Origin of the sequence: Gordonia malaquae NBRC 108250 (genome assembly GCF_000344135.1) — a bacterium.
GTDB classification, from domain to species: domain Bacteria; phylum Actinomycetota; class Actinomycetes; order Mycobacteriales; family Mycobacteriaceae; genus Gordonia; species Gordonia malaquae.
In genome coordinates, this window is record NZ_BAOP01000019.1 from 1 (window position 1) to 13,713 (window position 13,713).

General features: G+C 66.3%; 13 protein-coding genes and 1 tRNA gene. 9 read left to right on the top strand and 5 right to left on the bottom strand.

What is annotated here, in order from left to right:
• Positions 1-122: 122 nt before the first annotated feature.
• On the top strand, positions 123-1,634 hold the full coding sequence (locus GM1_RS13420) for an HNH endonuclease signature motif containing protein (protein WP_008379626.1): 1,512 nt from the start codon (positions 123-125) through the stop codon (positions 1,632-1,634).
• A gap of 33 nt (positions 1,635-1,667) precedes the next feature.
• Here the strand turns inward: GM1_RS13420 and GM1_RS13425 are convergent, their stop codons facing one another.
• Complete coding sequence (locus GM1_RS13425) at positions 1,668-2,477, bottom strand: tyrosine-protein phosphatase (RefSeq protein WP_008379628.1); 810 nt, start codon at positions 2,475-2,477, stop codon at positions 1,668-1,670.
• Between the two features lie 129 nt (positions 2,478-2,606).
• On the opposite strand from GM1_RS13425, the gene GM1_RS13430 reads away from it, so the two are divergent.
• On the top strand, positions 2,607-3,116 hold the full coding sequence (locus GM1_RS13430; protein ID WP_040520165.1) for a methylated-DNA--[protein]-cysteine S-methyltransferase: 510 nt from the start codon (positions 2,607-2,609) through the stop codon (positions 3,114-3,116).
• A 9-nt stretch (positions 3,117-3,125) separates the two neighbouring features.
• Here the strand turns inward: GM1_RS13430 and GM1_RS13435 are convergent.
• Positions 3,126-3,199: transfer RNA gene (locus GM1_RS13435), tRNA-Leu, on the bottom strand.
• A gap of 108 nt (positions 3,200-3,307) precedes the next feature.
• Here GM1_RS13435 and GM1_RS13440 point away from each other — a divergent pair.
• Together GM1_RS13440 and GM1_RS13445 are read left to right on the top strand one after the other, a co-directional pair.
• Positions 3,308-3,940 carry a TetR/AcrR family transcriptional regulator gene (locus GM1_RS13440; RefSeq protein WP_008379631.1) on the top strand — a complete coding sequence of 211 codons (633 nt, stop codon included), beginning with the start codon at positions 3,308-3,310 and terminating at the stop codon, positions 3,938-3,940.
• On the top strand, positions 3,937-4,791 hold the full coding sequence (locus tag GM1_RS13445; RefSeq protein WP_008379633.1) for a 3-hydroxyacyl-CoA dehydrogenase: 855 nt from the start codon (positions 3,937-3,939) through the stop codon (positions 4,789-4,791). The genes GM1_RS13440 and GM1_RS13445 overlap by 4 nt, the downstream gene beginning before the upstream one ends.
• Here GM1_RS13445 and GM1_RS13450 read toward each other — a convergent pair.
• Entirely contained in the window at positions 4,788-5,375 is a 588-nt protein-coding gene (locus GM1_RS13450; RefSeq protein WP_008379635.1) for a TetR/AcrR family transcriptional regulator, read from the bottom strand. The two genes, GM1_RS13445 and GM1_RS13450, sit on opposite strands and share 4 nt — an antisense overlap.
• 70 nt (positions 5,376-5,445) lie before the next feature.
• Here GM1_RS13450 and GM1_RS13455 point away from each other — a divergent pair, with 70 nt between their 5' ends.
• From GM1_RS13455 to GM1_RS13465, 3 genes are read left to right on the top strand one after another with little or no spacing between them, the layout of a single operon-like run.
• Complete coding sequence (locus GM1_RS13455; protein WP_008379637.1) at positions 5,446-6,837, top strand: DHA2 family efflux MFS transporter permease subunit; 1,392 nt, start codon at positions 5,446-5,448, stop codon at positions 6,835-6,837.
• 27 nt (positions 6,838-6,864) lie between these two features.
• Positions 6,865-7,572: a DsbA family oxidoreductase gene (locus GM1_RS13460; RefSeq protein WP_008379638.1), complete on the top strand. Its 708-nt coding sequence runs from the start codon at positions 6,865-6,867 to the stop codon at positions 7,570-7,572.
• A 45-nt stretch (positions 7,573-7,617) separates the two neighbouring features.
• On the top strand, positions 7,618-8,259 hold the full coding sequence (locus tag GM1_RS13465) for a TetR/AcrR family transcriptional regulator (protein ID WP_040520143.1): 642 nt from the start codon (positions 7,618-7,620) through the stop codon (positions 8,257-8,259).
• 88 nt (positions 8,260-8,347) lie between these two features.
• On the opposite strand, the gene GM1_RS13470 is transcribed toward GM1_RS13465, so the two are convergent.
• Together GM1_RS13470 and GM1_RS13475 are read right to left on the bottom strand one after the other, a co-directional pair.
• A complete protein-coding gene (locus GM1_RS13470) occupies positions 8,348-9,493 on the bottom strand; it encodes an Rv3169 family protein (RefSeq protein ID WP_008379641.1) in 1,146 nt (381 codons plus the stop codon).
• Positions 9,490-10,656, bottom strand: a complete 1,167-nt coding sequence (locus GM1_RS13475) for a phosphotransferase family protein (RefSeq protein WP_008379642.1) — start codon at positions 10,654-10,656, stop codon at positions 9,490-9,492. The genes GM1_RS13470 and GM1_RS13475 overlap by 4 nt, the downstream gene beginning before the upstream one ends.
• Positions 10,657-10,786: 130 nt before the next feature.
• Here GM1_RS13475 and GM1_RS13480 point away from each other — a divergent pair, with 130 nt between their 5' ends.
• Together GM1_RS13480 and GM1_RS13485 are read left to right on the top strand one after the other, a co-directional pair.
• Positions 10,787-13,036 (top strand): MMPL family transporter, encoded by a 2,250-nt coding sequence (locus GM1_RS13480; RefSeq protein ID WP_008379643.1) that lies wholly within the window; start codon positions 10,787-10,789, stop codon positions 13,034-13,036.
• A complete protein-coding gene (locus GM1_RS13485) occupies positions 13,036-13,692 on the top strand; it encodes a TetR/AcrR family transcriptional regulator (protein WP_008379645.1) in 657 nt (218 codons plus the stop codon). The genes GM1_RS13480 and GM1_RS13485 overlap by 1 nt, the downstream gene beginning before the upstream one ends.
• Positions 13,693-13,713 lie beyond the last annotated feature (21 nt).

Sequence of the window (13,713 nt, forward strand, 5' to 3'; positions counted from 1 at the left end):
CCGGGATTCCGCCACGCATCAACTATCGAACACAATAGCTAACCTATTGTGTTCCGCCACACATAGAAGTAAACTGGACATAACGACAACACCGGCAGGCATTCCGAAGGAGGTGACACCCCATGACCAGCATCGATCTCCCCGACAACCCGGTCGACCTCGCGCGTCTGCAGGACGCGGTCGCGGAGAAGCTGGCCCGGGTGTCCCTCGACGGGCTGTCGAATCGGGAGCTCCTCGATGTGGTGCAGGACGTGGAGCGTTCGCACCGCCGCAACGTCGGTGTTGATGCCCGGCTGTTCGTCGAGGTCTCTGAGCGGGGTGCTCACCGTGATGTGGGATCGCCGTATCCGCAGCACTACCTGCAGCATCACCTGCGGTTGAGTGCGGGGGAGAACCGCCGCAGGCGTGATGCCGCGGCCGGGTTGATCCCGATGTTCACCTTCACCGGTGAGAAGCTCGACTCGCCGTTGCCTGCGACGGCCGCCGCGGTCGCTGACGGGGACCTGTCTCTCGAGCATGTCACCGAGATCGTGGCGATGGTCGAGAACATTCCCGCCGCGATCCCGGCCGAGGACAAGGCGCGTGCTGAGGCGCAACTGGCCGAGGTCGCTCGGACGCTCACTCCGGAGGGCACGCGAACGGCGGGCAAGCGGATCCTGGCCCATCTTGATCCTGATGGTGAGCTCACCGATGATGCTGATCGCGCCCGTACGAGGGGTGTGACGTTGGCGCCGCAGGACCGCCGGTTGATGTCGGCGATCAGCGCCAGACTGACCCCGGCCGTGCGAGCCAAGCTTGAAGCGTTGCTGGTGCTGTGGGCCGCGCCCGGGATGAACAATCCCGACGACCCGCAGTCGCCGTCGGGGGCGGCGACCGCCGTCGACCCGGCGGCCCTGGCGGTTGCGCGTGAGCGTGACACTCGCACGCAGGCCCAGCGCAATCATGATGCGCTCGATGCGATGTGGACGGTGCTGCTCGAGACCGGTGGTCTCGGTGAGTCGACGGGGTTGCCCGCGCATCTGGTGGTGACCGCCTCGCTCGGCGATCTCGAGTCTCGTTCGGGTGTGGCGGTCACCGCGACCGGGACTCGTGTGCCGGTGAAGGATCTGGTGGAGATCGCCGCCGATGCCACGCCGTGGCTCGAGGTGTTCGGCGATGCGTCGTCGCAGGTCCTGTACCTGGGGCGGGGGAAGCGTTTGGCGTCGTTGCCGCAGCGGTTGGCGTTGTTTGGTCGGGATCGTGGGTGCACCGCGCCCGGCTGCACCGTGCCGTGGTCGCGGACCCAGGCTCACCATATGCCTGACTGGGCTGACGGTGGGCCGACCGACATCGACCATCTCGGCGGGGCGTGCGGCGGCCACAATCGGATCGTGTCCACCCGGCCGGGCGGGTGGGAGACCACCATCGTCGAGGTGGGTCCGTTCGCCGGTTGGGTCGGGTGGCGGCCGACCGGGTCGAACCAGCCGTGGCAGGTCAACCACGCACTCCAACCCGAGAAAGCACTGCCAGAGCGGGCGGCCCGGACCACCGAGTCCGGGTCGGCCGTGGAGAAGTGGCTCGGCTGCCGGCTCCCCAGTCCACCACCGCGACCACCGGTCCCGGAAGGGACGGATGTGGTGCGCGACCCCGCCTGACATGGTCAGGCGGGGACACCGCCATGCCCGATGTCAGGCAAGCATGCGCGCGCGGAGCTTGTCGATCGTCGCCTGGTCGATCTTCAGACCCTTGCGAACGTAGCGGTCCATCGAACCGTAGAGACGCTTCACCTGATCGAACGCGGCATTCAGCCAGGACAGCTCAACGGCGTCGCTGCGGCCGAGGTACGTGTTCGACTTCATGAAGTCGGCTTCGATGGTCGCGCGCGGGACGCCGAGGATGCTCAGGATGATCGCGGTGCCCCAGCCTGTGCGGTCCTTGCCCGCGCTGCAGTGGAAGACCACGCCGCCGGGGTTGGTGGCGGCGGCTTTGACGAGGTCACGGAAGGCCGCGTCCGAGCCGACGAAGCTGACCATGAACGGGTAGCCGATGCTCTGCCCGACGTTCGACGACTTCGTCGTGTATGCGTCGATCAATGCGCGCCCGAGTGTGATCGGCACGAATTCGTGGAACCAGAGTCCGCTGTTCAGGCTGACGACGTCGGCCACCTGGTAGCGGATGCCTGCGGGCATCTGATCGGGCGCCTCATCGCGTTCGGATGCGTTGCGGAGGTCCACGTCGAGGGTGATTCCGAGGTCGACGAGTGTCTGCTTGTCGGCGTCGGTGAGGTTGCTCAACTTGTTGGAGCGGAACAACTCCCCGGTGCGGACGGTCTTGCCGTCCACCGTCTCGTACCCGCCGATGTCGCGGAAGTTCGAGGCACTCGCCAGTCGAGGGGCGGCCGACGCGGTGCCCGCCACGCCGGGAACCAGTGCGATGGCGGCGAGGACTGCGAGGAACAGTGTTGCAGCGCGGAGGGGCAGCGAGCGGAAGGTGATCACTGCCGGAGACTAGCGCCGCGACGTGGCGATCGCACGGCGCAGTGTCGTGTTCGGCACGAATCGTCGGCTTCCATCGCGTGAACTTCGATCGAGCGACAAGGCGGTACGCATCACGTGCACTATGAAGGCATGAGTCGTCACGTGGTGGTCGCCACTGGGTTGGGCCCGGTGACGATCGTCGCTGACGGCGACTGTGTCGTCGGGCTGTACTTCGACGATCAGGCGAGACGTCCCGAGGACTCACGCTTCGGCGAGGACGTCAGCTCCGCGCCGGATGCATTGCTTAGAGCTGCGTCGTCCCAACTCGCGGAGTACCTCGCGGGGGAGCGGACGACGTTCGACCTGCCTCTGGCACTTGTGGGCACGGACTTCCAGCGCAAAGTGTGGGCCATGTTGGAGGAGATCCCGTTCGGCGAGACGGTCAGCTACGGGTGGGTGGCCGAGCGTCTCGGCGGCAAAGGCCTGTCGTACGCAGTCGGTCAGGCGGTCGGCTCGAACCCGATCGGCGTGATCGTTCCGTGCCATCGGGTGATCGGCTCAGACGGCTCGCTCACGGGATACGCCGGCGGTCTCGAGCGGAAACAGGCGCTCCTGACCCTTGAAGAACCGCCGGCCGAAGACGCAGGCCGGTTGTTCTGACGGGCTACGTGCCCCCAGTCGGACTCGAACCGACACTTTGCGGATTTTAAGTCCGCTGCCTCTGCCAATTGGGCTATGGGGGCGCGGGGACAAGCATGCCAGGTGTGTCGGACGAAACAGTCGTGCGGCTGGCCCTTCTCGAAAAAATGAGTACGCTCAATATTGAGCACGATCCGTAGAGGAGGCGCGAGATGGAGCGGGGACGACGCGACCGCAACATGGCGGACAAGCGCGATCGCATCTTCCGGGCAGCCTCCGACCTCTTCGACGAGCACGGCTTCGAATCGGTTACGACTCGGCAGATCTCCGACCGCGCCGACGTCGCCGCAGGCACCCTCTTTCGCTACGCGTCGTCCAAGGGCGAGTTGCTGTTGATGATCTACAACGAGAGGTTCGCCGCCGCGCTCGACGAGGGAATCGTCGTAGCTGAAGCCGCGTCGGACGTCGTCGACGCGCTCCTCGCTGTCGTCGAGCCGATCCTGGCGAGCGCTCGAACTCGACCGGAGGACGCCGCCGCCTACCAGCGGGAACTGATCTTCGGCGCTCCGGCCGAGCGATACCGCGCCGAGGGGCTCGAACTCGTCGCGCGGACGCAGACGGCGATCGTCGACGTGCTCGAGCGAGAAGCTTCGCGGCAGGGCCTCGACCCGTCGCCCACTGCCGCTCGCCTGGCCGGTCGCACCGCATTCGCGGCCGTCCACCTCGCCGTCGCAGCGCATGCGGCGAGCGCACCCACAGACTCCGCCGACGACCTTCGCCGCCAACTGCGGCAGATCGTGGACGGCTACCTGATCGACCCTTCTCACGAGAGGAACCGGCAATGACCGACATCAAGAAAGTGGTAGTCCTCGGCACAGGCGTGCTCGGATCGCAGATCGCGTTCCAGTCCGCCTATCACGGCTTCGACGTCACCGCGTACGACATCAACGACGACGTCCTGGAGCAGGCGAAGGGTCGATTCGCCGGGCTGGTCGACACCTACAAGAACGAGGTGAAGGGCGCAGCTGACGGCAAGGCAGATGAGGCCCTGACGCGCGTGGCCTACTCGTCCGATCTCGCGGACGCCGTGAAGGACGCCGATCTGGTCATCGAGGCGATCCCGGAGATCCTCGACCTCAAGCGCAGCACCTACGCCACCCTCGGCGACGTCGCACCGGCCAAGACTATCTTCGCGACCAACTCGTCGACCCTGCTGCCCAGCGACATCGCCGACTCGACCGGCCGCCCTGACCGATTCCTCGCGCTGCACTTCGCCAACCACGTGTGGGCGTTCAACACCGCCGAGATCATGGGCACCGCCCAGACCGACCCGGCAGTGTTCGACACCGTGGTCGAGTTCGCGGGGGAGATCGGCATGGTGCCGATCCCGATCCACAAGGAGAAGGCGGGCTACGTCCTCAACTCGATGCTGGTGCCGTTCCTCAACGCCGGTCTTGCGCTCGCGGCAGGCGGCTACGCCGCCCCGGAAGACGTCGACAAGACCTGGCGCATCGGCACCGGAGCGCCGATGGGTCCGTTCCAGATCTACGACGTCGTCGGACTCAACACCCCGTACAACATCCTGATGAACGGCGGCGACGACGAGCAGAAGCTCGCCGCCTGGCTCAAGGAGAACTACATCGACAAGGGCAAGCTCGGCCTCGCCGCCGGAGAGGGCTTCTACAAGTACAGCTAGTCGCAGACCAGGGGGAGGAACACCTCGTCGACGATCGCCTCGAGCGTCTCGTCGGGGACCGGCTTCAGGGTCATCAAGACCTCGTGGCGATACAGATTGAACGGCACGGCTCGCACCAACGGTGTGAGCCGTGCTTCGTCTATGTCGCCACGCGCGACAGCGCGATCGAGGATCTCGTCGATCCCCAACCGCTGCCCGCCCAGCAGGAGGTCGCGGACGTCGCTCGGCGTGGAGCCGGACTCGTCGTAATACTCGCCGAGACTGGCGGAGAGCAGGACGAGGAAGTTCGATCGTCGCTGGTTGGAGCGACGCAGAGCGGCGAGCAGGTCGCCGCGCAGGCTTCCGGTGTCGGGGGCCGACACGTCCTCGGCGGCTCCATGGTGACGGATGGTCGCCTGCAGGAGTTCGGTGCGTGACGACCACCGCCGGTACAGGACCGGGCGTGACGTTCCAGCTCGCTCTGCTACGGCCTCGAACGTGAATCCGGCGTATCCGCGCTCGGTCAATTGCTCCCACGCCGCGTCGAGCAGCGCTGCTTCCAGCTCGGCTCCGCGCCTGCGCGTCGGCTTCCCATTAAGAGTCACTTGCGCATCTTATCTCATCGGCCTACAGTCGGCGGCAGATAAGATACGCAACTGAATCTAATGAGGTTTCATGAGCACTCAGACGCTCGACGCGATACCTGCCGAAGCCAAACGGGTGGCGGTCGCCGTCATCGCCGGGCTGATCGCACCGATCCTGGACACCACCATCGTGACCATCGGCTTCGATCGCCTGGCCGCGGCGATGTCGGCATCCGTCGACACCATCGGCTGGACCAACACCGGCTACTTGCTCGCACTCGCTGTCGCGGTTCCGCTCGCCGGCTGGTCGGCGTTGCGATTCGGATCTAGGACGGTGTGGCGGACCGGTCTCGCAGTGTTCCTGCTCGGGTCGGTGCTGTGCGCGTCAGCTTGGAACATCCACGCGCTCATCGTGTTCCGCGTGCTCCAAGGCCTGGGTGCAGGATTGCTGTTCCCGTTGATGACGTCCGTACTGGTGGCGGCGAGCGGCGGGCGTGCCCTCGGCCGACTCGTAGCGATGGTGAGCGTCCCCACCGCCCTCGGCCCGATTCTGGGACCCGTCGTCGGCGGCGTCATCCTCAACTGGCTGGATTGGCGGTGGCTGTTCCTCGTCAACGTTCCGGTCTGCCTCATCGCGCTCGCGCTTTCCGGTCGGATTCCGGACGACCGGTCGCAGAGCCGGACACCGCTCGACTGGGTCGGTCTGATGCTGCTCGCGCCGGGACTCGTGGGTGTGCTTCTCGGCTTGTCCAATGTTCACGCGGGGTTCGTTCGGGCAGACGTGCTTATCCCGGCGACCATCGGCCTGGTCCTGCTCGCGGGCTTCGTGGTGCGTGGCCTGCATCCCCGTCGCCCGATGCTCGTCGACGTGCGGGTGCTCGGACGACGAGCGGTCGCATCGTCGTCCGTCGCGCTCTTCTTCTTCGGCGTGGCGTCGTTCGGCGCGATGCTCGCGCTGCCGCTGTACCTCCAGCAGATCCGCGGAGAATCGGTCCTCGCCGCTGCGTTCGTGCTGGTCCCGCAGGGTGTCGGCGCTCTCGCCAGCCGAACGATTGGCGGCCACCTGACTGATGCGATCGGAGCCAGGCGGGTCGCGGTCGCAGGTTTCGCGGTGGTCGCCGTCGCGACGATTCCTTTTGCACTCGTCGATGTCGACACGCCTCTCTGGTGGCTGATGGCAGCGTTGTTCATCCGGGGTCTCGGCCTTGGCGTGTTGCTCAGCCCGATCATGTCGGCGTCGTTCGTCGGGCTGCCATCGGACATGAAGCACGACGCGTCGATGGTCACGCGGACGTTCCAGCAGGTCGGCGGGTCGGTCGGGACCGCGATCGTCGCCGTTGTCCTCACTGCGGGGACGGCAGACGCTGCCGGCTTCCGCGACGCGTTCTGGTGGACGGTCGTCCTGACCGCCGCCGGTGCGCTGCTCGCACTGCGGATGCCGGGAACATCCGCGCCGGTACCGGCGTTGCAGAAGATTGATTGAGTCATTCTGTTTGGAGGCGCTACACACATGCAGGTCGAGATCTGGACCGACGTCAACTGCCCGTTCTGCTACCTCGGAAAGAAGCGCTTCAACGACGCTCTCGCCGAGTTCGATGGACGCGAGTCGGTCTCCGTCACTCACCGTTCGTTCGAGCTCGACCCCACGATTCCCGCGGGAACGTCCGGCAGCGTGGTGGAGCACCTGGCACAGAAGTACGGTCGTACGCTGGAGCAGGCTGCCGACGGCGAACGGCAGCTCGGTGCCGCGGCGAATGAGGCGGGCCTCGAGTACGTGACGTCGGGCCGGGACTACGGCAATTCGTTCGACATGCACCGCCTGCTGCAGTGGGCGGCTCAGCTCGGCCGTCAGGAGCAGCTGCTCGACGCGCTGTACGTCGCGAACTTCGCCGAGCAGGCTCCGCTGTTCGGCGACGATGACAGGCTCGTGCAGGTCGCGACGGGTGCGGGCTTCGATGAGGCCGCAGTCCGCGAGGTGCTCAACGATCCATCGCGCTACGCCGACGAGGTCCGACGCGACGAGGCGCAGGCCCAGGAGTTCGGCGTCGGCGGTGTCCCGTTCTATGTCTTCGATCGCAAGTATGCGGTGTCGGGGGCGCAGTCGTCGGAGGTGTTCGCGCAGGCTCTGGCGAAGGCGTGGGCGGATCGTCCGGGGCCGACGCTCATCGCTGACGGCGATGCGTGCGGGCCAGACGGCTGCGCTGTCCCACAGAACTGACACACCCAAGAAGTAGAACGCGTTACAGTTCGCAGTGTGGCGCGCATGACCAAACCCCCTGACGACACTGGACGAGTGATTCTCGGGCTCGACGCAGCCGAACGAGCCGAGCGTCGACGACAGCTGCTCTTGGACACGGCGCTCGAGATGTTCGCCACGGCCGGCTTCGCCGGCACGACCATCGAAGCCCTGTGCCAGACCGCACTGGTTGGCAACAAGGCCTTCTATGAGCATTTCCGCAACAAAGAGGAGTGCTACGTAGCGCTGTTGCAGCGGTGCACGGAACGGACGTTCACCAGGGTCGTCGAGGCGATCCCGCACGACGACGTTGACGAGGAGACGACGACTCGGGCACTCGTCGGCGCGCTCGCCCACGCGCTCACCGACGATCCCCGCGTCAGCATCGTCACGTTCGGCGTCGCCGGCGGAATCACGGTTCGGATCGACAAGCTTCGTCGCGAGAACCGGCGCGGTGCGTCGAGCCTGGTCGTCTCGACCTGGGAGCGATCCGGCGACGACCTGCCCGAGAACGTCGGGGCGATTGCCCTCGCAGTGATCGGCGGACTGTTCGGCCTCATCGGCGACGAACTCGATCGCGTCGACTACCGACCGGATCCGTCCGCCGTCGATGAGCTGATCACCAACATGGGCGATTTTGTGCTCGCCGTCCGCCGCGGAATGCACTGACCGATGCAGATCGCGCGAGTGGTACCGCTCGGCATGACCGACGCTCGTGAGGACCTCGGCGGCGCTCAGCAGTACCACTCGCGCGAGGCTACGGAGCGACGTCGATGTACTCGGCGAACCCGTACTGGTCGTGCGGTCCGATGACCGCGAACTCGAACAGTCCGTCCCCGGTGACCACGGCGTCGCCGTCCGTGTACGTGAACGTCGCGTAGTGGTCGATCGGGCAGAACATCTTCATGGTCGGGTCCAGTTCGGACACCTTGTTGCGGACGGCTTCGACCTTCTCGTCGCCCTGCCACATCCCGTGTCGCCAGTCCTGTTCCAGGCCGTAACCGGTCCCGAAGCCGATGAAGTTCGCGACCTTCGGCTCGCAGCGCACCGACGTCGACTCCCCGGACGGCTTCACAAAGCGCAGGGTGGCTCCGGACGGTTCCCGGCCCCCGGAGACGAACTCCACCGCGTGCTCCACCCGACCGAGCCATTCCGGTTCGCGTGTCGGATCGTTCCACACGCGGCGGGCGTCGCCCATGATCCGTTCGCCGGTCCGTAGTTCCTGCACGATCACGACGATCGAGTAGTCGGCGAAACGCATCACCGAGTAGATCCAGAAGAACGACGTCGCGTCGGTCTCGGCGGCACGGCGCCCGGGCGGCTCGGCCTCGCCGACGGGACGGACACCCCACGACCGGTCACGGTTGCCTCGCCAGGTGTCCGGCTGGACGTCGAAGTCGTCGCCGTCGACGGTGAGCGACCCCGTCCACCGGCCGGTCTGCACGAACCGCATGGTGTCGAACGTGACGCGCTCGAGTTGGCGCTGGTAGTGGCGCGGTTCGAGGGCGGCGGGGCCGTCGGCGTCGAAGACGAGATCGAACGAGACGTCGCCGTGCCCGGGCGCCAGAGACACGCGCAAGCGCTGCAGGCCGTCGAGCACCTCAACCTTCAGCGGTCCGACTGTCAGGTCGTTCCGATTGTCGCCCAACGCCTTCGACGCGCGGACCACGATGTGCTCGTCGCCGTGGCGAACTACCGCGAATCCGTCGACGACGCCGAGGTTCGGGTACACGCCGAGCCCCACGATCAGCCACGGCTCGGCGCTGTCGCCGCGCATGTCGCCGTGGCAGTTGAAGTAATACCGATCGTAGAAGTTGCGATCGGACGTCCCGACGTGGCGGACCACCTCGGCGATCTGATGGATCGGGTAGTCGTCCATCTCGGACAGGGCTGAATGGCTCATGCCTCCTCTGTTCCTCGTGGGGTCCCCGAGCGCAGTCGAGGGGCGGAGTCGAGAGGCCAGTAGGTCCCGGCCATCATGGCTTCCACTGTGGCGCGGTGCAGGATCATGTCGTCGGGGTCGGCGGGTTCGGCGGCCTGCCCGAAATGGATCGCCCGACAGTTGATGCGGAACATGATGACGGCGTGCACCAACGCCGAGTAGGTGATGTAGAAGTCGAGGTCACGCGGAGTGTGGCCGGTGCGACGCTCGTACTCGGCGGCGACGTCCTCGCGACTCAGGAAGGTCGGCAGGCCCTCGAGTGTGGCGAGCTCCGCGAGGTCTTGGAAGAACCTGTGGATGAAGATCATCCACGCGATGTCGAGTTCGCGGGGCCCGACGGTCGCCATCTCCCAGTCGAGCACGGCGACGGGCGAGAAGTCGCGGTACATGATGTTGCCGATGCGGGCGTCGCCCCAGATCAGCACCGGGTCGGATTCCTCGGTGGGGAAGTTCTCCTCCACCCAGGCGAAAGCGCGCTCGATCAGCGGCGCACCTGCACGCCCCTGCGAGGCCCAGTCGTAGAACTCGCGGAGGCGGCGCACATGTCCGCGCAGGGGCGTCTCACCCGGGTTGTGCAGCGTGACGCCGACGGCGGGCAACGGCGCGGCGTGCACCGCGGCCAGCACGCCGACCGACTCCGACATCAGAGTGCGGCGCTGCTCGTCGGTCGCCTCGGACACCCACGACCCGAAGGTGTACGGCATCACGTCTGGGGGCACGATGCCGTCGACGCGTCCCATGACGAAGAAGGGGGCTCCGAGCGCATCCGGACTCGGCTCGGACCACCACAGGGTCGGGAGTGGGACGTCGGTGTGATCGGCGACGTGGCGGATCAGATTGAACTGTCCGTCGAGGTCGTACGACGGGAACACCGGGTCGCTGTCGGCCATCGGTGCCACTCGGACGACGAGGCTCTGCTCGACGCCTGCGATGCGGGCCGTGGCCAACAGCGTCTCGCTCGACATCCCGTTGGCCGACGGCAGTTCGACGGTCAGGACGGCGGCGTCGTCGCCCTCATGCGACTTGAGCCATGTGTCGAGTCGGTCGCGGAGCCATTCCGGGTCGCGCTGGGATTCGCTTGGGCGCGCTACCTGCGCACTCTCATCATCTGTGATCGGGGACACATGCGAATTAGAACAGGTTCCATGCCAATCTGTCGAGGTTCACGTGGCACGATTCTGCTCTTTCCGACGTTAACTTAATGGTGGTAACTTAATCGCGATAACAGTGATCGAACGAAGTCAGGAGGTCGACGTGCTGGCACGGATGACCGAACGGATCCTTTCCGCTCCACGCGCGGTCCTCGCCGTTGCTGTCGTGATCCTTGCGCTCTGTGCCGTGTACGGCGCGGGGGCGGCGGGGAAGATGCTCGCCGGAGGGTACGAAGACCCCGGCTCGGAGTCGACTCACGCGAACAACGTTCTTCGGGACACGTTCGACCGTGGCGGGATGCAGTTCGTCGTCAAGCTCGACGGCGCGCCCGGCGTCGACATGACTGTCGACAAGAACTCCATCGCCACGCGGGACGAGATCCTCGCGATCTTCGACGGTAAGTCCGTCTCACGCGGCGGATACGTGCAGCAACCTGTTCTGACGGTATGGAACTCGCCGAATCTCGCCGGTGAGCTGCTCAGCACCGACAAGTCGTCCACTCAGATCGTGGCGTCCATCGCCGGCGGCGACGAGCACGCGCCCAAGAACGCCGAGGAACTCCGCGACCTGCTCGGTGGTGAGCGGCACGGCGTGCGCATTCAGACCGGCGGAATGGCGCTGGTCTACGGCACGATCAACAAGCAGACGAGCAAAGACCTCGCCGTCGCCGAGGCCATCGCCATCCCGATCAGCTTCCTGTTGCTCATCGTCATCTTCGGAGGCGTTGTCGCGGCATCACTCCCGGTACTCGTCGGCGGTGCGGCCATCGTCGGCACGCTCGCGCTGCTGCGGGTCATCGCAGGCTTCGCCGACGTCTCGATCTTCGCGCTCAACCTCACCACCGCGATGGGTCTTGCGCTCGCGATCGACTACACCCTGCTCATCGTCACCCGGTACCGCGAAGAGGTGTCGAACGGACGGGACCGTCGCGCCGCGATCATTCGGACCATGGACACCGCTGGACGCACGGTCGCATTCTCCGCGGTCACCGTCGCGCTGTCGTTGGCGGCGCTCGCGATCTTCCCGATGTACTTCCTGCGGTCCTTCGCGTACGCCGGAGTCGGGGTGGTTCTCGTTGCGCTGATCGCGGCGCTGGTCCTGACTCCCGCGCTGCTGATGGTCCTCGGCGACCGCGTCGACGCACTGAACGTCCGCAAGGCATGGCGCAAGCTGAGGCGACGACCGGTCGATCCGGCGGCCGACCAGGCGCGAGCAACCGCGCCGATCGAGGAGTCGGGGTGGTACCGGGTGTCGCAGGCGGTGCTGCGACGTGCTGTCCCGGTGGCGATCGTCGTGCCCGTCCTTCTGCTGATCCTCGGCGCGCCGTTCCTGTCGCTGAAGTTCGGATTTCCCGACGAACGGGTGCTTCCGAAGGACGCGAGCGTGCACTCGATGGCCGACGAGACGCGTGCCGAGTACGCGCAGGAACCGGGTGCTACCGCGATCGCGGTGGTCGAAGGCGGCGTCGCCGAGGCGGAGTTGAAGAGCTACGTGGCCGACCTCTCGAAGGTCGACGCGGTCGCGGCCGTCACCTCGCCGGTGGGAACGTTCGTCCAGGGGAAGCCGGTGGCACCCGGCGACCCGGCCGACTCGGTCGGGGGAGTCGCGCTCGTGAGCATCGCAACCGACGTGGAACCGATGGGCGACACCGGCCAGGACCAGATCGAGGCGCTGCGCGCCGTGGACCGGCCCGCGGGGTCGACGGTGTCGTTCACCGGGCTTGCCGCGGTCAACAACGACGTGGTGAGCGCGATGTTCCACTACCTGCCGTGGGTTCTGATCATCATCGCCGTCGCGACCTACGTACTCCTGTTCCTGTTCACCGGCAGTGTGTTCCTGCCGCTCAAGGCGCTGGTCCTGAACATTCTGTCGCTGTCGGCGACCTTCGGCGCGATGGTCTGGATCTTCCAGGAGGGGCACCTCGGCGGCTTCGACACCACGCCGCAGGGTTATCTCGTGGCGACGATGCCGATTCTGATGTTCTGCATCGCATTCGGGTTGTCCATGGACTACGAGGTGTTCCTCCTCGGACGTATCCGCGAGGAGTGGCTCAAATCCGACCGGACAAAGGAGGCGAACGACCACGCTGTCGCCGTCGGCCTCGCCCGCACCGGTCGCGTCGTGACCGCGGCGGCGCTTCTCATGGCGATCGTGTTCGCGGGGATCGCGGCGTCGGAGGTGTCGTTCATGCGGATGTTCGGCGTCGGTCTGACACTCGCGGTGTTGATGGACGCGTCGATCATCCGGATGCTGTTGGTGCCGGCGTTCATGCGGCTGGCCGGCCTGTGGAACTGGTGGGCGCCCGCGCCGCTCCGCAGACTCCATGATCGGATCGGGTTGAAGGAGGAGTGATGGCCGACAACGTGTCGCGCCCGCGGTCTCCCCGTGGCGCCGGGGATCAGCTCGCCGACGAGATACTCGATGCGACCACCGACCTGCTCATCGAGATGGGGAGTGCGCATGCGGTGTCGATCCGTGCCGTCGCGCAGCGAGTCGGCGTCACGCCGCCGTCGATCTACCTGCACTTCCAGGACAAGGACGAGTTGCTCGACGCGGTCTGCGCCAATTACTACGAGCGGTTCGACGACGTGATGATGGCGGCGGCCGAGGGCATCGACGATCTGTGGCACCGAGCCGTCGCGCAGGGGATGGCGTACGTGCGGTTCGCGATCGAGAACGACGTCGTCTTCCGCACCACGTTCTCGCGGGTCACCCGAGCGGGGGAGCCGAGCCTCACCGACGAGGTGCTGCTGTCGTCGGCGTTCGGTCACATCCGGGAGACCATCGAAGAGGCGATGGCGGCGGGACTGATAGCTGAAGGCGATCCGGTCGCGGTGGTGATGCAGGTGTGGTCCGTTGCGCACGGCGTCGCGTCGCTGATGGTCACCAAGCCGGGCCTGCCGTGGGGTGACGACCTGGCGACCGCCGAGGCGGCGATGCGCGCCGTCTGCTCCGGGTTGAGTCAAGTACCGGTAAAGTGGGAACCAATCGGCTTCGACGTTCGTTGAACTGATCGAACCAGTCGTGGA

Coding starts and splice junctions, on each gene's coding strand:
- GM1_RS13485 (WP_008379645.1), top strand. CDS start 13,036: ATGGCCGACAACGTGTCGCGCCCGCGGTCTCCCCGTGGCGCCGGGGAT.
- GM1_RS13440 (WP_008379631.1), top strand. CDS start 3,308: ATGGAGCGGGGACGACGCGACCGCAACATGGCGGACAAGCGCGATCGC.
- GM1_RS13470 (WP_008379641.1), bottom strand. CDS start 9,493: ATGAGCCATTCAGCCCTGTCCGAGATGGACGACTACCCGATCCATCAG.
- GM1_RS13420 (WP_008379626.1), top strand. CDS start 123: ATGACCAGCATCGATCTCCCCGACAACCCGGTCGACCTCGCGCGTCTG.
- GM1_RS13455 (WP_008379637.1), top strand. CDS start 5,446: ATGAGCACTCAGACGCTCGACGCGATACCTGCCGAAGCCAAACGGGTG.
- GM1_RS13460 (WP_008379638.1), top strand. CDS start 6,865: ATGCAGGTCGAGATCTGGACCGACGTCAACTGCCCGTTCTGCTACCTC.
- GM1_RS13465 (WP_040520143.1), top strand. CDS start 7,618: ATGACCAAACCCCCTGACGACACTGGACGAGTGATTCTCGGGCTCGAC.
- GM1_RS13445 (WP_008379633.1), top strand. CDS start 3,937: ATGACCGACATCAAGAAAGTGGTAGTCCTCGGCACAGGCGTGCTCGGA.
- GM1_RS13430 (WP_040520165.1), top strand. CDS start 2,607: ATGAGTCGTCACGTGGTGGTCGCCACTGGGTTGGGCCCGGTGACGATC.